General features: G+C 27.5%; 24 protein-coding genes. 15 read left to right on the forward strand and 9 right to left on the reverse strand.

Annotation, left to right across the window (positions count from 1 at the left end; genetic code table 11):
* Positions 1-84: 84 nt before the first annotated feature.
* The 8 genes from sufB to AC5LG6_RS09660 all read left to right on the forward strand — a co-directional run bounded on the left by sufB (position 85) and on the right by AC5LG6_RS09660 (position 7,913).
* The gene (gene sufB / locus AC5LG6_RS09625) at positions 85-1,521 is read left to right on the forward strand and encodes a Fe-S cluster assembly protein SufB (RefSeq protein WP_434254330.1); all 1,437 of its coding nucleotides are present in this window, start codon (positions 85-87) and stop codon (positions 1,519-1,521) included.
* A gap of 2 nt (positions 1,522-1,523) precedes the next feature.
* Positions 1,524-2,297: a Fe-S cluster assembly ATPase SufC gene (gene sufC / locus AC5LG6_RS09630; RefSeq protein WP_066358954.1), complete on the forward strand. Its 774-nt coding sequence runs from the start codon at positions 1,524-1,526 to the stop codon at positions 2,295-2,297.
* Positions 2,284-3,312, forward strand: coding sequence for a SufD family Fe-S cluster assembly protein (locus AC5LG6_RS09635; protein WP_498586392.1), 1,029 nt, complete (start codon positions 2,284-2,286; stop codon positions 3,310-3,312). The genes sufC and AC5LG6_RS09635 overlap by 14 nt, the downstream gene beginning before the upstream one ends.
* 1 nt (position 3,313) lies before the next feature.
* Positions 3,314-4,501, forward strand: a complete 1,188-nt coding sequence (locus AC5LG6_RS09640) for an aminotransferase class V-fold PLP-dependent enzyme (RefSeq protein WP_498586394.1) — start codon at positions 3,314-3,316, stop codon at positions 4,499-4,501.
* A gap of 4 nt (positions 4,502-4,505) precedes the next feature.
* A complete protein-coding gene (locus AC5LG6_RS09645) occupies positions 4,506-4,913 on the forward strand; it encodes a SufE family protein (protein ID WP_066167967.1) in 408 nt (135 codons plus the stop codon).
* A gap of 15 nt (positions 4,914-4,928) precedes the next feature.
* Positions 4,929-5,279: a metal-sulfur cluster assembly factor gene (locus AC5LG6_RS09650; RefSeq protein WP_066167964.1), complete on the forward strand. Its 351-nt coding sequence runs from the start codon at positions 4,929-4,931 to the stop codon at positions 5,277-5,279.
* A 163-nt stretch (positions 5,280-5,442) separates the two neighbouring features.
* Entirely contained in the window at positions 5,443-6,894 is a 1,452-nt protein-coding gene (locus AC5LG6_RS09655; protein WP_498586395.1) for an acetyl-CoA carboxylase biotin carboxylase subunit, read from the forward strand.
* 95 nt (positions 6,895-6,989) lie between these two features.
* Positions 6,990-7,913, forward strand: coding sequence for an AEC family transporter (locus AC5LG6_RS09660; protein ID WP_498586396.1), 924 nt, complete (start codon positions 6,990-6,992; stop codon positions 7,911-7,913).
* Here AC5LG6_RS09660 and AC5LG6_RS09665 read toward each other — a convergent pair.
* From AC5LG6_RS09665 to AC5LG6_RS09695, 7 genes are all read right to left on the reverse strand, one after another.
* On the reverse strand, positions 7,910-8,785 hold the full coding sequence (locus AC5LG6_RS09665) for a DMT family transporter (protein ID WP_498586397.1): 876 nt from the start codon (positions 8,783-8,785) through the stop codon (positions 7,910-7,912). The genes AC5LG6_RS09660 and AC5LG6_RS09665 overlap by 4 nt on opposite strands.
* Positions 8,786-8,821: 36 nt before the next feature.
* A complete protein-coding gene (locus AC5LG6_RS09670) occupies positions 8,822-9,046 on the reverse strand; it encodes a DUF2798 domain-containing protein (protein ID WP_498586398.1) in 225 nt (74 codons plus the stop codon).
* A 70-nt stretch (positions 9,047-9,116) separates the two neighbouring features.
* Positions 9,117-9,572: a low molecular weight protein-tyrosine-phosphatase gene (locus tag AC5LG6_RS09675; protein WP_434266169.1), complete on the reverse strand. Its 456-nt coding sequence runs from the start codon at positions 9,570-9,572 to the stop codon at positions 9,117-9,119.
* On the reverse strand, positions 9,569-10,132 hold the full coding sequence (locus AC5LG6_RS09680) for a rhomboid family intramembrane serine protease (RefSeq protein WP_066167948.1): 564 nt from the start codon (positions 10,130-10,132) through the stop codon (positions 9,569-9,571). Before AC5LG6_RS09680 ends, AC5LG6_RS09675 begins: the two co-directional genes overlap by 4 nt.
* Positions 10,132-12,549 carry an endopeptidase La gene (gene lon / locus AC5LG6_RS09685; protein WP_141048612.1) on the reverse strand — a complete coding sequence of 806 codons (2,418 nt, stop codon included), beginning with the start codon at positions 12,547-12,549 and terminating at the stop codon, positions 10,132-10,134. The genes AC5LG6_RS09680 and lon overlap by 1 nt, the downstream gene beginning before the upstream one ends.
* A 39-nt stretch (positions 12,550-12,588) precedes the next feature.
* Positions 12,589-13,242 carry an outer membrane protein assembly factor BamD gene (locus tag AC5LG6_RS09690; protein ID WP_066155605.1) on the reverse strand — a complete coding sequence of 218 codons (654 nt, stop codon included), beginning with the start codon at positions 13,240-13,242 and terminating at the stop codon, positions 12,589-12,591.
* A gap of 259 nt (positions 13,243-13,501) precedes the next feature.
* Positions 13,502-14,155, reverse strand: coding sequence for a hypothetical protein (locus AC5LG6_RS09695; protein WP_434252829.1), 654 nt, complete (start codon positions 14,153-14,155; stop codon positions 13,502-13,504).
* Positions 14,156-14,290: 135 nt separating this feature from the next.
* On the opposite strand from AC5LG6_RS09695, the gene AC5LG6_RS09700 reads away from it, so the two are divergent.
* Genes AC5LG6_RS09700 through AC5LG6_RS09715 form a run of 4 tightly spaced genes read left to right on the forward strand, consistent with a single transcriptional unit; the run spans position 14,291 to position 15,980 of the window.
* Complete coding sequence (locus AC5LG6_RS09700) at positions 14,291-15,055, forward strand: pyrroline-5-carboxylate reductase (RefSeq protein WP_434257496.1); 765 nt, start codon at positions 14,291-14,293, stop codon at positions 15,053-15,055.
* A 40-nt stretch (positions 15,056-15,095) separates the two neighbouring features.
* Positions 15,096-15,326, forward strand: coding sequence for a hypothetical protein (locus tag AC5LG6_RS09705; RefSeq protein ID WP_141051691.1), 231 nt, complete (start codon positions 15,096-15,098; stop codon positions 15,324-15,326).
* Positions 15,304-15,657 carry a hypothetical protein gene (locus AC5LG6_RS09710; RefSeq protein WP_186984981.1) on the forward strand — a complete coding sequence of 118 codons (354 nt, stop codon included), beginning with the start codon at positions 15,304-15,306 and terminating at the stop codon, positions 15,655-15,657. The genes AC5LG6_RS09705 and AC5LG6_RS09710 overlap by 23 nt, the downstream gene beginning before the upstream one ends.
* Complete coding sequence (locus AC5LG6_RS09715; protein ID WP_498586400.1) at positions 15,654-15,980, forward strand: hypothetical protein; 327 nt, start codon at positions 15,654-15,656, stop codon at positions 15,978-15,980. Before AC5LG6_RS09710 ends, AC5LG6_RS09715 begins: the two co-directional genes overlap by 4 nt.
* Here AC5LG6_RS09715 and AC5LG6_RS09720 read toward each other — a convergent pair.
* The gene (locus tag AC5LG6_RS09720) at positions 15,970-16,569 is read right to left on the reverse strand and encodes a non-canonical purine NTP pyrophosphatase (RefSeq protein ID WP_498586401.1); all 600 of its coding nucleotides are present in this window, start codon (positions 16,567-16,569) and stop codon (positions 15,970-15,972) included. The two genes, AC5LG6_RS09715 and AC5LG6_RS09720, sit on opposite strands and share 11 nt — an antisense overlap.
* Positions 16,570-16,654: 85 nt before the next feature.
* Between AC5LG6_RS09720 and AC5LG6_RS09725 the strand changes: the two genes are divergently transcribed.
* The 3 genes from AC5LG6_RS09725 to AC5LG6_RS09735 are packed head-to-tail and all read left to right on the forward strand — an operon-like array spanning position 16,655 to position 20,434.
* Entirely contained in the window at positions 16,655-17,977 is a 1,323-nt protein-coding gene (locus AC5LG6_RS09725; protein WP_260887122.1) for an MFS transporter, read from the forward strand.
* Positions 17,978-17,983: 6 nt separating this feature from the next.
* Positions 17,984-18,838, forward strand: a complete 855-nt coding sequence (locus AC5LG6_RS09730; protein ID WP_260887123.1) for a hypothetical protein — start codon at positions 17,984-17,986, stop codon at positions 18,836-18,838.
* 60 nt (positions 18,839-18,898) lie between these two features.
* A complete protein-coding gene (locus AC5LG6_RS09735; protein ID WP_498586402.1) occupies positions 18,899-20,434 on the forward strand; it encodes a methyl-accepting chemotaxis protein in 1,536 nt (511 codons plus the stop codon).
* A gap of 17 nt (positions 20,435-20,451) precedes the next feature.
* Here the strand turns inward: AC5LG6_RS09735 and AC5LG6_RS09740 are convergent, their stop codons facing one another.
* Positions 20,452-21,537, reverse strand: a complete 1,086-nt coding sequence (locus AC5LG6_RS09740; protein WP_066404267.1) for an SPM autocatalytic domain-containing protein — start codon at positions 21,535-21,537, stop codon at positions 20,452-20,454.
* Between the last annotated feature and the right edge of the window lie 23 nt (positions 21,538-21,560).

Genomic DNA, 21,560 nt, shown 5'->3' on the forward strand with positions numbered 1-21,560 from the left:
CTTTACATTATATACTTATTTTGATATTATTCAAATCGGACAATATTAGTCTTAATTAAAACAAATAAATTTTATGGAGAAGTCATGAGTGAAAATCAACAAATACATGACATTATAAACACAGATTATAAATTAGGTTTTGAAACTTTAGTTCAAAGTGACACTTTTGCAAAAGGTTTAAATGAAGATGTTATAAGAGCAATTAGTGCAAAAAAAGATGAACCTCAATTTTTACTAGATTTTAGATTAAAAGCATATGAAAAATGGTTAAAGATGGAAGAACCAACATGGACAAATTTAGAATATCCAAAAATAGATTATCAAGATTATGCATACTATTCAGCACCAAAAAAAGCTTTAAACTCTCTGGATGAAGTTGATCCTGAGATTTTAAAAACTTATGAAAAGCTAGGAATTCCACTTGAAGAGCAAAAAATGCTTGCAGGTGTTGCTGTTGATGCTGTTTTTGATTCAGTTTCTATTAAAACAACTTATCAAGATGAGCTTGAAAAACTAGGAATTATATTTTGCTCAATTAGTGAAGCAGCACATAGATTTCCAGAACTTGTAAAAGAGTATTTAGCAAGCGTTGTTCCTGTCACTGATAACTATTTTGCTTGTTTAAATAGTGCTGTTTTTACAGATGGAAGTTTTGTTTATATTCCAAAAAATACAAGATGCCCAATGGAGTTATCAACATATTTTAGAATAAATGCTTTAAATACAGGGCAATTTGAAAGAACTTTAATTATCTGTGATGAAGGAAGCTATGTTTCGTACAATGAAGGCTGTTCTGCTCCAAGTAGAGACGATAGACAACTTCATGCTGCGGTTGTTGAATTAGTTGCACTTAAAAATGGTCATATAAAATATTCAACTATTCAAAACTGGTATCCAGGTGATGAGACAGGAAAAGGTGGAATCTTAAATTTTGTTACAAAAAGAGCCTTATGTAAAGGTGATAATTCAAAAGTATCTTGGACACAAGTAGAAACAGGTTCAAGTATCACTTGGAAATATCCATCATGTGTTTTACAAGGTGATAATAGTGTAGGAGAGTTTTACTCTGTTGCATTAACATCAAGAGCTCAACAAGCAGATACTGGTACAAAAATGATACATTTGGGTAAAAATACAAAATCAACAATTATATCAAAAGGTATCTCTGCTATGAAAGGTATAAATGCCTACAGAGGATTAGTTAGAGTTGGTAAAAATGCTATAAATGCAAGAAATATTTCAGAGTGTGACTCTTTATTGATTGGTCATAAATGTCAAGCACATACTTATCCATATCATGAGATTAGAAATAGTAGTGCAAACATAGAGCATGAAGCAACAACTTCAAAAATTTCAGATGAACAACTATTTTATCTAAACCAAAGAGGAATAGATGAAGAAGATGCAATTGCTATGATTGTAAATGGTTTTTGTAAAGAGGTTTTAAAAGAGTTACCAATGGAGTTTGCTGCTGAAGCAAAAGAGTTATTAAATATTTCATTAGAAGGAAGTGTGGGTTAATTATGAGTACAAAAAATACATTATTAAAAATTGAAGATTTAAAAGTTAATATAAATGGAAATGAGATTTTAAAAGGATTAAATTTAGAGATTAAAGAGGGTGAAATTCACGCTTTAATGGGTGTAAATGGAGCTGGAAAATCTACTTTAGTTAAAACACTTGCTGCTCATTATGACTGTGAAGTTACTAGTGGTAAAGTTACATTTAAAAAGAAAGATTTACTACAAATGGATGTAACAACTAGAGCAAACGAAGGTATTTTTATGAGTTTTCAAAGTCCTGTAGAAGTTGCTGGAGTAAATAATAGCTACTTTTTAAGAACTGCTATGAACGCAAAAAGAGCATATGAAGGTAAAGATGAACTAGATGCAATGGAGTTTTTAAAACTTGTAAAAGAAGAGACAAATAAATTTGATATTGATAGAAAACTATTACAAAGAGATTTAAATGATGGCTTTAGTGGTGGAGAGAAAAAAAGAAATGAACTTGTTCAACTTCTAATGCTAAATCCAGATTTAATAATGCTAGATGAGATAGATAGTGGACTTGATGTTGATGCTATTAAAATAGTTGCAAATGTTATAAACTCAATGCTTGATGGAAAAAAATCTATTCTTATGATTACTCACTATGATAGACTTTTAGAGCTTATAAAACCTGATTTTGTTCATATTTTAAGTGATGGGAAAATAGCTAAAACTGGAGATTATAGTTTAGCTTTAGAACTAGATGAGAAAGGTTTTGAAGCATTAGGAATAAATAATGCAAATAGCTAATTTAAACATAAATCTTCCACAAAAAAAAGAAGAAGAGTTTTTAAAGATAGATTTTACTTCACTTTTTGATTTTGATTTTAAAGAGCATAAAACTTTGGATTTTGCTCTTGATTTAGAATCTATAAAAGATGATGAAGTTTATGATTCAAAACTATTTTCTATAGCAAATAGTTTTGATAACAGTAAAAGAGTTTTAACAATATCAGAAAATTTAGAGGAACCTTTAATTATTGTAAATAAGTTAAAAAATAGCGAAACTCTATATACAAATAATCTTTTAATAAAGGTAAAAGATGGAGTAAAAGCATCTGTTGTTGAAGTTTTTACTTCTAACTTAAATAACTCAACAATTTTGGCAAATAGAACTATAGAAGTTGAAAAAAATTCATCTTTAGAATATTTAAAAATTCAAGATATAAGTATTTCTAACTCTTTAATCTTCTCTTGTAAAGCAAAACAAGATGATAAATCAAATTTAGAAATCTCAAACTTTGAGTTTGGAGATGGATTTTGTGTAAATAGTTTTGAAAATAAAATTGATAGCTTAGAAGTAAACTATGAGTTAAATGGTTTAAATAAACTAAGAAATAGTGCAAATAGTTCAACTTTAGTAAAAACAACTCACAACAATCAAAGCTCAAGAAGTAATATAAATTATAAAAATTCACTTCTTGATAAAAGTCGAGCAGTTGTAAAAATTAGATCAATAGTTACACAAACTGGACTTTATTCAAAAGCTTTCCAAAACTGTAACTCAATACTTCTAAGTGATGATGCAGTTATTTTCGCTCAACCATTTCTTGAAATATTTATAGATGAACTTGAAGCTAGCCATGGAACAACAACAGGAACTTTAAATAAAGAGCAGCTTTTATATCTTCAAGCAAGAGGTATAAGCAAAGAGAAATCATATGAGATGCTACTTGAAGCTTTTGAAAACTCAATAAAAAACAGTATAAAAGATGAAAAGATAAAAGAGTTCTTAGAAGAGTACAAAAAAGAGAGTTTTATATAAGATGTATAAAAAAGATTTTCCATACTTTACAAATTCAAACAGTGTATATTTGGATAGTGGAGCTACAACTCAAAAACCACAAAGTGTAATTGATGCAACAGTTGAATACTACACAAAATACTGTTCAAACACTCATAGAAGTGGTTTTGGAGATGCTGCTCATGCCACAACTGAGTTCGAAAATACAAGAGAAGTTTTACAAAAATTTATAAATGCAAGAAAAAAAGAGGAGATAATTTTTACAAAAGGTGTAACTGAAAGTATAAATTTCATAGCTTCATCTTTTGCATATATGTTTAAAACAGTTATTATCTCAAGCTTAGAGCATCATGCAAATATTGTACCTTGGCATATGCAAGGAAGATTTTTAAACTCTGGTCTTGAAGTTGTAAAATGTAACGAAAACTTAGATTTTGATTTTGAAGATTTTGAAGAGATTTTGAAAAAGAATCCAAACTCTTTTGTAAGTGTTGCTCATGTTACAAATGCTTTTGGTAAAGTTCATGATATTAAAAAAATAATCTCTATGGCTCATGATTATGGTTGTGTAGTAATGATTGATGGAGCTCAAAGTTTAAGTAGCTTTAAAATAGATGTACAAGAGCTTGATTGTGACTTTTTTGCAATCTCAGGACATAAAACTTTTGGTCCAACAGGAGTTGGAGCTATTTATATAAAAGAGAAGTTTTTTGAAAGTGTTAGACCTTATCAAACAGGTGGAGCAGTTATAAATAGTGTTGATTTTAAAGAGGGAACTACTTTTTTAAACTCTCCATATAAGTTTGAAGCAGGAACACAAAATATTGCTGGAGTGATTGCTTTTAAAGAGGCTTTAAAATATATTGAAAATATTGGATATGAAACAATACAAAGTATAAAAAAAGAGCTTTTAGAGTATCTTGATAGTGAGTTAAAAAAGCTTCCTGATATAATTTTTTATAACGATTTAAAAGATTGTAGTGGAACTCGAAGCTTTAATTTTAAAGGTATTATGCATGATGATATTTCAATACTTCTTGATAAACTAAAAGTTGCGCTTAGAGTTGGTCATCATTGTGCTCAACCAATTATGAAAAAACTTGGGATAAAAGGAACAATTAGAGTAAGCCTTGCATTTTACAATGATTTTGAAGATATAGATAAGCTTATTGTTGCACTAAAAAAAGCATTAAGTATGTTGAAGGGTTAAAAAAATGAGTATAGAAAAAAGATTAGAGAATATAAAAGAGGATTTAGATTTTTTTGATGAAGAGTTGGCAAAATATGAATATATTATTGATTTAGGGAAAAAACTACCAGCTTTTGATGAAAAAAACCAAATTCCTGAAAATTTAGTACATGGATGCACTTCACAGGTTTGGTTGATTTGTGAAAAAAAAGATGACAAGCTAATTTTTAAAGGCACTAGTGATGCGATAATCGTAAAAGGTTTAGTTTATATTATTTTAGAGATTTTCTCAAACTCTACAATAGAAGAGCTAAAAAATGTTGATATGGATATAGTAAAAGATCTAGGACTAAGCGAAGTTATAACTCCAAATAGACAAAGTGGAGTTATTGGAATGATTAAAAAAATAAAAGAGTATGCTTTAAAAGCTTAAGCAAAAGGATAAATTATGAGTGGAATTTTTAATAAAGATGCAATAAAAGAGAAAATTATAGAGAATTTAAAAAAGGTTTATGACCCTGAAATCCCTGTAGATATTTATAGTTTAGGACTTATTTATAACATAGAGTTAGAGGAGAGAGAAAACTATCTATTTTGTGAAATAGATATGACTCTTACAAGCCCAGCTTGTCCAGTTGCAGATAGTTTACTTGAACAAGTAAGATATGTTGCTATGGCTGTTGATGAAGTAGATGAAGCAAAAGTAAATCTAGTTTTTGAACCTGTTTGGGAACCTCATATGATGAGTGAAGAAGCAAAAGAGGTTATGGGAGCTAGTGGAGCTGCTATTTCTTGGTAATATAAATTAAAAAATTAAATTAAAAAATCTTTAGTTTTGTTAGCTAAAGATTTTTTTATTAAACAATATTAGCAATATCCAACTATTAAATTAACAAAAATTAAGAAGAATAAATCAAAAAAATACCCTAAAATCACAATATAAAATTTTAAAAGGTGAGTATATGAAAAAGATAAATAAAGTACTTATTGCAAATAGAGGAGAGATTGCACTTAGAATAATCAGAGCTTGTAAAGAGCTTGAAATTAAAAGTGTTGCGGTATTCTCTGAAGTTGATGTAGATGGTCTTTGGGTAAAAAAAGCAGATGAATGCTACCCAATTATGGGAGATGTTGTTCAAGCATATTTAGACTATGAAAAAATTATATCAATAGCTAAAAAATCTGATTGTGATGCTATTCACCCTGGATATGGATTTTTAAGTGAAAATGCTGATTTTGCAAGAGCTTGTGAAGCAAATGGTATTATTTTTATTGGTCCAAAACCAGAGCATATAGAACTTTTTGGTGATAAAATGGCATCAAAAGTGGCTATGAAAAAAGTTGGTGTTCCTGTTTTAGAGGGTACTGATGAACCAATTACTGATATTGAAGAGGGTGCAAGAATTGCAAAAGAAATTGGATTCCCTGTTATAATCAAAGCTGCATTTGGTGGTGGTGGAAGAGGAATGAGAATAGTAAGAGAAGAAAAAGACTTCAAAGAACTATTTGAAAGCGCCTCAAATGAAGCAAAAAAATATTTCGGTCGTGGTGAAGCATTTATTGAAAAATATGTTGAAAATCCAAGACATATTGAGATTCAAGTTATTGCTGATAAATATGGAAATGTTCTTCATTTAGGTGAAAGAGATTGTTCAATTCAAAGAAGACACCAAAAAGTTATTGAAATTGCTCCTTCACCACTTTTAAATAATGAAGCTAGAAAAGAGCTTTATAGAATTGCTACAAAAGCTATGTTTAAACTTGGATACGAAAGTGTTGGAACAGTTGAATTCTTACTTGACCCAGATGACAATATCTATTTTATCGAGATGAATACAAGAGTTCAAGTTGAGCATCCAGTAACTGAAACTATTACAGGAGTTGATATTATTCAAAGAATGATTCAAATTGCTGAAGGTAGTAAAATGATCTTCTTACAAGAGGAGATTAACTTTAGAGGTTATAGTATTGAATTTAGAATAAATGCTGAGAATCCTCTAAAAGGATTTATGCCTTCTGTTGGTACTGTTGAAAAATATTTTACACCAAATGGTCCTGGAGTTAGACTTGATTCTGCACTTTATACAGGATACAAAGTTCCAGCAAACTATGACTCAATGGTTGGAAAACTAATTGTTTGGGCACTTGATTGGGAAGGTGCTGTTAAAAAAGCAAAAAGAGCTTTAGATGAGTTCTATATTGAAGGTTTCCCAACAAATATTCCACTTCATAGAGAGATTGTAAGAGATCAAGATTTTAAAGATGGTAAATTTACTACAAATTACCTTGATAAAAAAATGGATATTTTTACTCTTCAAACTCAAGATAATATTCAAGAAGAAGAAGAAAAAGTAGAAAATCTTAAAAAATTAATTGCAACAATTAACTCAAAAAACATCACAACAAGACATTAAAATTTAAAGATACTAAGGGAATATTAGATCTCTTAGTATCTACATCTAAAGCTTCAATAATATATAATTTCAAAAATAAATTTTGAGGCCGTATTTTGTCTATCTTTTTTACTCTATTAGGAAAAATAATCCCTTTATATGTAAGTATTATTTTAGGATTTTTAAGCACATATTTACTTAAATGCGATAAAGAAACTATTGCAAAAATTTTACTTTTTTTATTATCACCACTAATTATTTTTACTGCAACTATAAATATAAATTTAAGTGCTGCGACTTTATCTCTACCACTATTTTTCTTTATTTTTAGTTCAATTTTAAGTTTTACTCTTTTAGCATATTTTAAAAGAGTTTATAGCGATAATAGTGCAAATTTATTAGCTTTTAGCACTTCAACAGGAAATACAGGAAATATAGGAATTCCACTTGCAATACTATTTTTAGAACCAAATATGGTTGATGTTTTTATATTTACTGTTTTGGCTTCACTTTTGTATCAAAACTCTGTTGGATATTATATTACTGCTAAAGGGAATTTTAGTGCAAAGCAAAGCCTTTTAAAAATGCTTAAACTTCCAGTTTTATACGCATTTATTTTAGGAGTAATATTTAATTTATGTGAGATAAAACTTCCTGAAATATTTATCAACTATAATGAATATATAAAAGGTGCTTATACAATCTTAGGTATGATGATTGTAGGAATGGGGCTTGAAAAAGTTCGATTTGATAGCTCTTTTGATATAAAATTTATCTCTTATGCTATGTTTATAAAATTTGTTGTGTGGCCTGTTTGTATATTAACTTTTATATTTATAGACAAAAATTATATTCACTTTTTAAATGATGGTTTATACACTGTTATGTTTTTATTTTCTATTGTACCACTTGCTGGAAATACTGTAACTGTAGCAACTTTATTAAATGTAAAACCTCAAATTATGAGTGTAGCTTTGTTTATCTCAACAGTTATATCACTATTTTATATTCCATTAGTTTTATATTTTTATATGAATTAAATTTTTCTTTTTTTGTATAAAGCTATAAAAATTCCAAAAAGTATAATAATAGTAGAGATAAAAAGTTCAAAAGTAAAAGTTTCATTAAGAAAAATAATACTTAAAATAATGGCTATTATTGGCACTATTAACTGAATTATACTTGCTGTCATAATCTGCATTTTTGGCAAAATTGAATACCAAATAAATACTCCAAAAGCAGTTGTTATTGAACCTGAAGTAATTGCCATTATAAAAGTTGGAAAATCTATTTTTAGACTATTTTCAAAAAAGAAAAGATAAAAAATAGCAAACAATATTGTAAAGATAAAAGCTTTGACAAAACTATCTGTTGCATTTAAAGTTGCATTTTTTGATTTCTTTCCTAGAACACTAAAAATTGCCCATCCAATTGCTGATAAAAACATCAAAAAGGCGTGAAAATATGATATTGTAAAATCATCTTTTGGATATAAAAGATATACAAGTCCTCCAAAAGCTATCATTATTCCAATAATTTTATTAAAAGTTAATTTTTCATTTAAAAATAGAGCTAAAATAATCATAGTTAGCTGAACAACTGCAAATAAAATCAAAGTTCCAATACCAGCAGCCATATTTATATATGAGTATGAAAAACAAATTGCATATAAAAAGAACATAAATCCACTAATATAGTTATTTTTAAAATCAATTTTTATCTTTTTATTTTTATAAAAATAGATAAATAAAAGAATAACCATAGCAGATATTATTCTTAAAAATGTAAAAGAGAAAGCATCAATATTTTGTGTAAAAATAGCCATTCTAGCTAAAATTGAGTTTGAAGCAAAAAATAGTAAAACTATAAAAATCAATCCTATAAGTTTTAAATCAAAACTCAAAATCTTCATAGCTTACCTTTAAATTTAATTACATTTAAAATTTATCTACTCTTTTATCACTTTTGAAACAATCTTTTTTACAAATGGTGCAACAACTGATATTATTGGAATTGCACAAACAGCTGCTTTAAAAAATGCCTCCATCCATTTTAGAAAAAAACCATCTATAAATCCTAAATTTATAAATGAAATTATAAAGCTCATTATAAAACTCATAATTGTACCCATAATGAGTGCAAAAATGTATCTTTCATACTTTTTATCTAACATTTTTTACCTTTTATTAGATTAACAAAAAACTAAACTTTAATACCAGTCTATATTTCAACAATATTTTATGTTACTTAATATCTTTAATATAATTTTCAATTAAAGATATCACACAAGTTTCAATCATAGAATATACATTTTTAAATTCTTCAAAATCCTTAAAATAGTATGGGTCAGGAACACAAGCTCCTTCATATCCAAAATCTCCAAGTTTTAGAGGATTTTTACAACCTAAATTTTTCAAATCTTTTAAGTTATTATCATCAAGTGCAATAACCAAATCAAACTTTTGAAAATCATCTTTTTTTACTTGTCTTGCTTTTTGTTTAGATATATCAACACCATTTAACAATGCAACTTTTATTGAATTTTCACAAGGAGCTTCACCAATATGCCATGAGCCAGTTCCAGCACTATCTACTAAAATATCAAGTTGATTTTTGTTTATATATTCTTGTGCAATACCATGAGCCAATGGAGAGCGACAAATATTTCCTAAACAAACAAAAAGTATTGATTTCTTCATCTATAAGATATTAATGGAAAAAATCTTTTTTCAATAATTGCATATACAAATCCAACAAAAAGACCTATAAAGTGTGCATACCAAGCAATTGGAAGTCCTATTAAAAGAGGTGCAACTGAGATTAATAAAATCCAAGTTATTATTCCATTTCTTTGATACTTATCAAAATATGCAATATAACCTAAAATAGCACATATAGCACCACTAGCTCCAACTAAATTTACTTGAATATCAATATAAAAAATATATAAAAACGATAAGAGAGAAGTTAAAATACCTGTAAATAAATATAGTATTATAAATCTTTTTTTACCTCTAGCTTTTTCTATAAGATTTCCAAATTGCCATAAAACAAACATATTCATTCCAAGGTGAGCAATTCCACCGTGAGAAAATATTGATGTAAGTGGTTGCCAATAAAATCCACCAACTAAAAAATATAGGTTTAATCCCATAAGAAGTGAGCCATTTTGTATATTTATTTGAATAATATAAGCTACAAGAGTGATAAAAATTATCACATTTGTAGCACTCAAATCTTTTTTAGATACAAAACTCATTAAATTAAAGCCTCTTTTAAAACATCTTCTATTTTTTCAACTACTTTTATTTCTAAAGACTCTTTTACCTCTTGCGGAATATCATCTAAATCTCTTTCATAATTCTTTTTAGGAATTAGAACTTTTTTAATTTTTGCTTTATAAGCAGCTATCAATTTCTCTTTTAAACCACCAATTGGAAGAACTTTTCCACTTAAAGTAAGCTCACCTGTCATTGCTACATCTGCTTTTATTTTTCTATTACTTAAAACTGAAGCCAAAGCTAAAGCCATTGTTATTCCAGCACTTGGTCCATCTTTTGGAGTTGCCCCTTCAGGAATATGTAGATGAATATCATATCTTTTATAAATTTCACTACAATCAACTAGCTCTTTTTCATCTTTTTCTTTAAAAGTTTTTGGAATATCTTTTTCATCTATTTTTAGAATTTTGTTGTCTATTAGATGTTTTACAACAGAATATGAGATAATTGATGACTCTTTCATAACATCACCTAGGTTTCCAGTTACTTTTAAATCACCTTTTCCTTTTAGCTTAATCGCTTCAATCTTTAAAATATCTCCACCAACAGCTGTCCAAGCCAAACCATTTGAAACTCCAACAACATCTACTTTATCTGCTGGTTCTATCTCAAAAATTGGATTATCTAAATACTCTTTTAAATCTTTTATTCCAATTGTTACTTTTGCAATAGTCTCATCTTCTAATATCTTTTTTACAACTTTTCTAAATATCTTTGAGAAGACTCTTCTTAAATTTCTAACCCCTGCTTCTCTTGTATATTTTGCAATTATTAGCTCAATAGTTGCTTTATTTATACTCACCTCATCTTTTTTAAGACCATGTTTTTCAAGTTCTTGAGGAATTAAATAATCTTTTGCAATATGATATTTTTCATTTGGAGTATATGAGTTTAGCTCTATAAACTCCATTCTATCTTTAAGTGGTGCTGGAATTTTTCTAATATCGTTTGCAGTTGAAACAAAAATAACTTGTGATAAATCTACTGGAAAATTAAGATATAAATCCCTGAACTCATGATTTTGTTCTGGATCTAAGATCTCTAACATAACAGCAGAAGGGTCACCTCTGTGGTTACTTCCTAATTTATCAATCTCATCAAGAACAATAACTGGATTCATTTTTTTTGCATCAATTAAACCTTTAATAAGTCTTCCTGGCATTGCTCCAACATAAGTTCGTCTATGTCCTCTTAATTCATTTACATCTTCCATTCCACCCAAAGCAACTCTTACAAGTGGTCTAGCAAGAGCATTTGCTATTGAATTTGCTAGTGAAGTTTTACCAACTCCTGGAGGTCCTACAAAACAAAGAACCGTACCTTTTGATTTTAAATCTTCAATATTTCTTTGCTCTAAAAGCTGCTTTACAGCAAAATATTCAGCGATTCTCTCTTTTGCTTTTTCTAAAGAGTAGTGATCTTTATTCAATTGCTTTTCAACACTAGAAACTGATATTTTACTATCTGAATATTCACCAAAAGGAATATCTAAAACCATCTCTACATAAGTCTGAAGAAGTGAAGCATCTGGAGAATCTGTATTCATTCGGCTTAGTTTTTCTATTTGCTTTTTTGTCTCTTTATAGGCTTCTTTACCCATAAAACACTTTTTCGCTTTTAATCTCTTTTTGAAAGATTTTATATCTTCCTCTCTTTGATTATCAGCTCCTAACTCTTTTTGAATAGCTTTTATTTGCTCTTTTAAGAAGTAATCTTTATGGCTTTTTTCTATTTTTGAATTTACTTTTTGAGTTATCTCTTTTTGTATTTTATATGACTCTATCTCATTTTTTACAATCTCAATAATACCTATAATTCTTTGTTCTAAATTTGTATTTGAAAAAATCTTATATGCTTCATCTTTTTTTATTTTTAAAACAGAGGATACCAAATCAGCAACTCTGCTTGGTACATCATTCTCTTCTATAGCTTTTATTAAATCAGCTGGAAATTTGTTATTTAATCTTGATAGTTTTTTTATATTATCAATCAAAATATTTATTAATGATTTCAACTCAATATCATTTTGTGTCTCTTCAGCAAGAATATCTACTGTAGCAAATATACTAGAAGTTGGTTCAAAATTTATAATTTTTGCCTTTGAAACACCTTGAAATAAAACTTTTACTTTACCATCTGGTAAAGATATTTTTCTCATAACATTTCCAACTACACCAACATCATAAAAACTATCCTTTTCTCTAACACCCTCTTTTCCCGCTTTTGAAACTGCTATCATTACAAGTCTATTAAACTCAATTGCATTTTCAACTGCTTTAATATTTTCTTGATTTTCTAAAAACAAAGGCGTAATCATAAATGGATATAAAAAAATCTCATCTTCTATAATCAATGGTATTGTTTGTGGAAAATTACCATAATTTTCTAATTGCATATCTTACTCTAACTCCCTTATTTTATACATTTTATATATTTATTCAAAAATTGCTCTGTAGAATGGTACTTCTACTGGTTTTATTTCGTTTGGATCTACCCAAGAATTTTTTGCCTTATCCATATAAAGTTCTGCTGCTTTTGGTTTGTCTCTTCTTTCATATAATGCTGCTATCTCTTTATCCATAGAAGCTTTTGCCATAAAAAGTCTTGCATTCATAGTATCAACAAGTGGCATATATGGTGAATTTGGATATTTGTATTTAAAATCTATAATATTTGCCAAAGTATCATCTATTAGCTGTTGATCTCTAAATTGTTGTTTAAACCCCATAAAATTTGCTTTAATTTTCATATATCTTGCATAATCAATATCTTTACTTAAGCTAAATCTTTTAATATATTCATCTAAATAAAAATTTGCCAAAGCATACTGCTCATCTGCCATATGTGCATTTACAAGTATAAGCATAGCTGTTGGAATATATGGTGAATTTCTATGTTCGCTCTCTAGCGATGTATAAGTATCATCTGCCTCGTCTAAATCATTCATTCCTATTTGCATCATCATTTTATTGTACCAATAAAGTGCTGGTTTGTTATACTCTTGCTCACTTTTTGATGCACAAGCACCAAATACAATAGCTGCTGTAAAAATCAGTAAAAGATTTTTGATTTTTAGGTTTTTTAACATTTTTGTCTCCATTATCTAGCATAAAGCAATATGTTATCTAAAAAATACTTTATTTTTGAATTTAAAGATTTAAAAAAAACCTTTTTCATATAGTTTTTTGTACTCTTCTAATCTACTTTTTAACTTTTTTAATAATTTTATTGGTAAATATTAATAAGTTCAAAAAAGAGGTAAATTAAAAATTAGATTTTATATTAGAGATTGATAAAAAGCAAAAGCCCAAAGGCTTTGCTTTTTATCAAAAAAGTATCAAAGATTTCTATCTTAGCAATTTCGAAATCATATCTTGATTTAAGTTTGCTTGAATATTCGCAAATGAGCCTTGAAGATTTAAAACATTGTTTTTTGAAAAAAACATTGAATCTTTAGAATAATTTACATCAACAAGATTTTTATTCTCTTCACCTCTTGAAGATCTATTTTTTATAAAATCTTGCATCTCTTTTGCAGCATCTTGAATCCCTTTTATATTGTTATTTACAATATTATCAACACCATTTAGATTCTCTTTTAACTTATCTTTTTCATCTTGTGACAAGTTTTGTAACTTATCGATATTTTGATTTATTCTATCATTTACTTTTTTTGTATCTACTTCACCATCTGCTGAAGATAAAAGTTTCATATCTTCTTGTATATCTTTTATTGTTTTATTATCTGTTGTAAAAGAGTTTATTTTATTTTGAAAATTTTCAAACTCATTTGATTTTGAAATACTTTTTGTATCTACTGCTTTTTCAACATTTTTAGATAAAGATACAGCTTCATTATCTTTTACCTTACTATCTTTTGCTTGTTCTAACTCTTTTTCCCCAGAAGTTGTTTTTCCAGCAGTTTGCGTAGAGTTTTGTAAACTGTTATTGCTATAAAGTCCCAGTCCGTAATTGTTATTTTGTAAACTATTATCTACCATTTTGAACTCCTTGTTATCTGTTTTGATTTTACTTGATAAAAACTTAAGATTTCATATATTTTTTATTTTTAAAATTAAACATAGATTTATATCTTAAATTTGTTATAATCTTAAAAAATAATTTTAAGGCAGAGTATGAAATTAACACTTATTGGAAATGGAATTATGGCTCAATCTTTAGCTATTGGGCTTGTAAAAGAGCATGAAGTTGAGATGATAGGAAGAGAGATAAATAAATTAAAACTAATAAAAGAGAAAATCCCTGAATTACAAATAAAAGAGTTAAGTGACAAAGAAGATATTAGTGGGAAAAATATAATCTTTTGCGTAAAACCCTATGCATTAGAGAATGTTTCAATAAGACTTGTAGGTACTGCAAATTCATTAATATCTATTTTAGCTGGTACAAAATTAGATTATTTAAGAAAACAAATTAGTGCAAAACACTATGCAAGAACTATGCCAAATATTGCTGCAAGTGTACAAAACTGTATGACAACAGCTACAGGAGATATTGAGATAAAAAATTTAACTCTTGAAGCTTTTGGATCTATTGGTGAAGCTATTTGGGTAAATAATGAAAATCAACTAGATATTGCTAGTGCAATTACAGCTTCTGGACCTGCTTTTTTAGCTTTAGTTGCTGAAGCTATAGCAGATGGAGCTGTTAAAGTTGGACTTGAAAGACATTTAGCTCAACACTTAGTTCAAGGACTTTTTAGTGGAACTTCTTCTCTTTTAAAACACTCTCATAGTGCTATTATAAAAGATAGTGTAATGAGTCCAGGTGGAACAACAGCTGCTGGATATGCAAAACTTGAAGAAGGAAGAGTAAGAGATGCTTTTATTAAAGCTATTGAAGGGTCATTTCAAAAATCACAAAATATTGCACAAAAGTAGTATAACTCTTTTTGAGACAATAGTTAGTCTTTTAATTCTAATGATAATTGTAGGAGGATTTTTAAAGATTCCCTACAATAGCTACGAAGATGAAGAAATTTTTAATAGTTTAAATGAACTTGAAAATAGTTTTGCTACAAAAGATTACAGATATTTTTTAAAGCAAGATGAGTTTTTGACTATCACAAAAGATGAAAAAAAAGAAATTATAAAAGTAGATAAATATAGCTTTAAAAATGAGAAAATAAATGTTTTTAAATATGAAAAATAGCTTCTCTTTATTTGAACTAATATTAACTCTAGCAATATCAACAACTATAATAATATACTCAACTTTACTTGTAAAAGATTTAGTTATTTTAAATAAAACATCACTTTCAAAAGAGTTAGCAAAACTTGAACTAAACTATACAAAAATATTTATTGAAAAAAATAAAAATGAGTTAAATAAATTTGGTTTGAATAATAAAATACTCTATTTTGATAATCATATTTTACTAAAAAATGTAAATGAATTTAATATTTATATAAGCAATGAAGTAGCAACTATAAATATCTCTTTAGAAAATAGCTATAAACAAGTATGGAAAATTGCACTATGAAAAAATCTTATGTGCTTTTTATAACTTTAGTTCTAGTAGTTGTTTTTTCTGTTTTAGCAAATTTTATTTTGGAAACAAACTCTTTAAAAAATGAAGCTTTTAAACAAAAATACCTATATTTACAAGCAAAAAATCATATTTTATTTCTAGAAGATTATATTTTAAAAACAGAGCTAGAAGATACAAAAGACATAAAAATAGATGATGATTTATTTGAAATTATTGCAAAAAGATATGGAGAAGAAAATAGTAAACTCTTTTTTTTGAGTGTTCAAGATAAAGAGTTAAATATAAGAGTAACTAAACAAATTGTTAAAGAATAACTTCTAAAACTTTTTTTGCCAATTTAAGTGCCCTATTTCTATGTGAAAACTCTTGCTTTACTTCAAAATCTAACTCTCCTAAAGTTTTATCAAAACCATCTGGAATAAAAAGTGGATCATATCCAAAACCATTTGTTCCTAACTCTTTATTTATAGCCATTCCATGCATAAAACCATGAACTGTATATGTGAAATCTTTATATATTATTGCTATGCAAGCTGTATAAAAAGCTGCTGTTTTTTCTAAATTAAGCTCATTTAATTTTGAGATTAATTTTTCATTATTCTCTTTATCACTTGCATTTAAACTTGCAAATCTTGCACTATAAACCCCAGGTGCTCCATCTAAAATAGGAAGTGATATTCCAGAATCATCTGAAATAACTATAAAATCTTTTTCACCTTTTGCTTTTAATTTCTCATTTACTACACTTGCTTTTATAATTGCGTTCTCTTTAAATGTAACTCCTGTTTCAGGAATATCAAATTTTCCTAAAATATAACTATATGCAATAACTTTGTTATTTGGAAGAAGCTTTTTAAACTCCTCTATTTTACCTTTATTTGCACTTGCTAAAATAATATTCATTTTTTGCCTTTAAAAAATAGTTCCTATTTAAAAGGAACCTTAGTATATAATCAATACTCAAATTATAATATATTTAGGATTATGTATGATTAAATCAGTTTTACCTTTGAGTTTTATTATATCTTTACGATTTTTTGGACTTTTTATAGTTCTTCCTGTTATCTCTGTATATGCATTTAGCCTAGAAGGTGCAAATGCTACACTTGTTGGAATTGTTGTTGGTGGTTATGCACTAACTCAAGTTATTTTTCAAACTCCTTTTGGAATTATGAGTGACAAATTAGGGAGAAAAGGCACAATAATCACTGGTCTTTTACTTTTTGCTATTGGTTCACTTATTTGTGCTCTAGCAACAGATATTTTAGCTCTTCTTTTAGGAAGACTTTTACAAGGTGCTGGAGCTATTGGTGCAGTGGTAACTGCTATGATTAGTGATGTTGTAAAAGAAGAACAAAGATCAAAAGCCATGGCAATTATGGGTGGTTTTATTGGTATTTCATTTGCACTTGCTATGGGATTGGGTCCAGTTATTGGTGGATATGCAGGTGTTCCAGCTCTTTTTTATATTACTATGATTTTATCTTTGATTGCTATTTTTATATTAGTTAAAAAAGTACCAAATCCACCAAAAATAACTCATACTTATAATGATAAATTGAGAATAAAAGATGTTTTAGGAAATGCAAATATAAATAAAATGCACATTACTAACTTTTTACAAAAAGCATTAATGACTTTTGCATTTTTAGTTATTCCAATAATTCTTACAAAAATATACAGTTGGGAGATAAAAGATTTATGGCAAGTTTATATTCCATCTATGATTTTGGGGCTTCTTGCAATGGGACCAGCTTCAATTTTAGCAGAGAAAAAAGGCAAATATAGAGAAGTATTAGTTATAGGAATTTTATTATTTATAATATCTTATTTATTAATGGGATTTAGCAGTAGTTCTATAATCTTTTGTATTGGTGTTGTTCTATTTTTTATAGGCTTTAATATGCATGAACCAATTATGCAATCTCTTACATCTAAATTTGCAAAAGTTCATCAAAGAGGTAGTGTTTTAGGAGTATTTAACTCTTTTGGATATTTAGGAACATTTGTTGGTGGAGTTTTTGGTGGTATATTATTAGACAAATTAGACTCTTATGAGATAGAAAGTTTCACTTTAGCAGTTGCTGTTATTTGTATATTATGGGCTATTTTAATAATTTTAATGAAAAATCCATCAAAAACAAAAAATTTATATTTAAGTTTAGATGAATATAAACTTGAAAATAGTGGAAAACTAAACGATAATTCAAATATCGATGAATGGTATATAAATAATACAGAAAATATTTTAGTAGTAAAATATAGTGTTGATAAGATAAGTGAAGATGATATTAAATCAATTTTGAAGTGATTTAAGATGTTTAGATTTGTAGTTTACTTTTTTTTAATATCTATTTTATTAATAGGATTTGGATTTTCATTTTTAAATAACTTTGAAAAACAAAAAGAGCAAATTTTTACAAAATATCAACTAGAGACAAAAACTACATCTCTTTTTATTCAAGAGAATTTAAAAAAATATCTACAAACTAAAGATATTGAGATATTAAATACAATAAATTCTGTTTTTAATGACAACTTTTCATCAATATCTATTCAAAAAGCTCTTTTTTCAATAAAAGAGAAAGAGCTTATAGAGCTTACAAATAATTTAGATAAAACTCTATCTTGGGAGATATCAAATATAAAAATAGATGATAGTTTAGGACAAATTATTCTATCTACTCAAAGTGATGATTTACAAAAAGAGCTTTTGACTATTGAAGGTTCTATTCCAAATGAGATAAATAAAAATATTACTCCTAGTAGTGATATATATACATTTGTTCCTAGCAAAAATTTTAGAAACTTATCATCTTTAGTGATAAATTTTGATGCCACAAACCAGTTTGATGAAACAAAAAGTTCAAGTGCGATTATAAGTTTTGAAAAAGATATTAGCTCATTTACAAATAATCAAAATGAAAATATAGCACCACTTTGGTTTAAAAAATTAATTCCTATATATTTTAATGAAGAAGCAAGTAAAGTAAATAATAGTTTACAAAATGATGCAATATTTTATATAAACACAAATATAGAGAAAATATATTTTGAACTATACAAAGAAGCAAAAACTGAGTTTTTAAACCACTTTTTCTGGTTTTTTATATCTTTTATCTCTATACTATTTGTTGATATTTTATATAGAGTTATAAAATCAAAATCTTAAGATTTTAATAATAAAAAGATTTTTTGATGTATAATCAAATTTTAAAGGGGAGATTAACAAATGTTTTTTAAAAATAAAAATGAGAAGATTTTAAGCGAAGTTATAAATAGAAACTATGCAGTTATTTATTTTAAACCAGATGGTACAATAATCAAGGCAAATGAAGTTTTTTTAAAAACTATGGGTTACTCTTTAGAGGAGATTGTAGGGAAACATCACTCTATGTTTTGCGAAGAAAAATTTACAAAAACTCAAGAGTATAAAGATGGATGGAATGATTTAAGAGCAGGAAAAACTTTAACAGCAGAGTTTCAAAGAGTAAAAAAAGATGGAAATCTAATATTTTTAAGAGCATCTTATATGCCAGTTATAGAAAATGGAAAAGTTGTGGAAGTTGTAAAACTAGCTCAAGATATTACAAAAAATCGATTAAGAAATCTATTTTATATAGGACAAGTAAAAGCCATAAATAAATCTAATGCAGTTATTGAATTCGATATGAATGGAAATATTTTAAATGCAAATGATAATTTTTTAAATACTCTAGGTTACAAAAAAGATGATATTGTTGGAAAACATCACTCTATTTTTTGCGAAGATAGCTATAAAAATTCAAACGAATACAAAGAGTTTTGGAGAAAACTAAATCGCGGAGAGTTTGATAGTGGAGAGTATTTAAGAGTAGGAAAAAATGGAAAACATATTTGGATACAAGCTAGTTACAACCCAATATTAGATATGGATGGTAAAGCTTTTAGAGTTGTAAAATATGCTACAGATATTACAACTAAAACAAATACTATGATGGATATAGAAAGAGAGATAAAAGAGTTTTCTAACTCTTTAAATACTCTTTTAACTACTTCAATAAATATGTTAAAAGATGCAAAATTTTCAAATGAAAACTCTCAAAATGCGACAAACTCTTCACAAAATATCAACTCTTTAATTCAAGATTTATCAAACAAAATAGATGAGATGCAACAAGCAATTGTAGATATCTCTTCAAAAACTTCAAAAAATGAAGAAATAGCTCAAGAGGCAACTGTTCAATCAAAACAGACAGCAACTGCAATGGTAAAATTAAATGAAGAGAGTCAGAAAATAGGTGAAACAGTAAATATAATCTCTCAAATAGCATTTCAAACAAATATTTTAAGTCTAAATGCAGCAGTTGAAGCAGCAACAGCAGGAGAAGCTGGAAAAGGTTTTGCAGTTGTTGCTCAAGAAGTAAGAAATTTAGCTTCAAGGTCGAATGATGCTGCAAAAAATATAACAGAAAGAATTGCGCTCATTCAAAATTTGGTTAAAAATTCACTTGACTCTATTCATGAAATAGATGATACAATATCTGATATTAGCACTATTTCAAAAGAGATTTCACACTCTATGAGTGAGCAAAAACAGAACTCTTCTATAGTTTCACAAAATGCAAAAGATGGCTCAGAAAGTTTAAATGAAGTTACAAAAAATATGAGAGATGTTGTTTTAAGTACACAAAATACTCTAACAGAAGCCCAAAAAACACAAGATAGCTCAAACTCTTTAGTTGAGATTTCAAACAGACTTATAAAAACTCTACAAGAGCTAAAGTAGTATAATCTTTTTTAAGATTATACTACTATATTTATAGAGTTTACAACTCCTAAACCGCTTCCATCCTCTTTTATAAATACTCCGTTGCTTTGTTGTTGTGCCAAAGTGCTATTAATTGCATCTTTGTACTTAAAGCCACTTTGAACATCACTTAAGTATATTGCACCTATATTTGCATCTAAAAGAGAGATTAAAGAGCTATTTCCAGCCTCATCAAAACTCCATATTTTAAGTTTAGAAAATACTTCATCTGCTTCATCTATAAAACCATTTTTATCACTATCATATTTTGCCAACTCTTTAAAACCATCTCCTGTTTGTGGTCCAAAAAGCTCTTTTCCACTATCTATTTTTCCATTTAGATTTTTATCAAGCACTAAGTATCCAGCACCTGCTTTTAGATATGGTATTAGCTCATCTTTTCCATCACTATCCAAATCAAATGCAAATTTTAGGCTACTTATATTATCAAATGGATTTATATCTTCACCAAAATTTACAACCAATGGATCAATAAATTTCTCATCACCAATTACCAGCCTTGTAGATGTTTTCTCATAAAACTCTTTTGAAAAAGATATATCCAAACTCATCTCATAACTTTTATTCGGAGTATTAAATTTAACTTTTGCACCAAAATCAATACTCTCTTTTTGATAATACTCTTGTGTATTTGTAAAAACCATAGCCTTTAACTCTTGGTTTTGATTTTCATCATTTTTGTATGGGTTTTTGAAAATTGCACTTAAAAATGAAGATGTTGAACTTTGAGTTTTATTTTGAGAAAATTCCATATTTACACTTTTTTGCTGTGGATATAAAGATACTTTATCTTTATTTGTAAGTCGTTCTAAAAGTCTTTCAATAATCATCTTTTTTATCCTATCTTCAGGGCTTAGCATATCTTCACTACTAAATGCTATTTTACTTGAACTTGAAATAGTGCTAAATTGTTGGCTAATATCTAGCTTAAAAGCTTGATTTTCGCTTTGACTGTTTTCATCTTTTGCTCCATAATGTAGCTGTAAACTAGTATATGATGAGTGTTTGTTTATACTTTGTGAACTTGAATATAGTTCAATTTTCGAATTTTTTATAATCATATTCAATCCTTTAACTAATTTTA

The organism is Arcobacter thermotolerans (genome assembly GCF_983172305.1).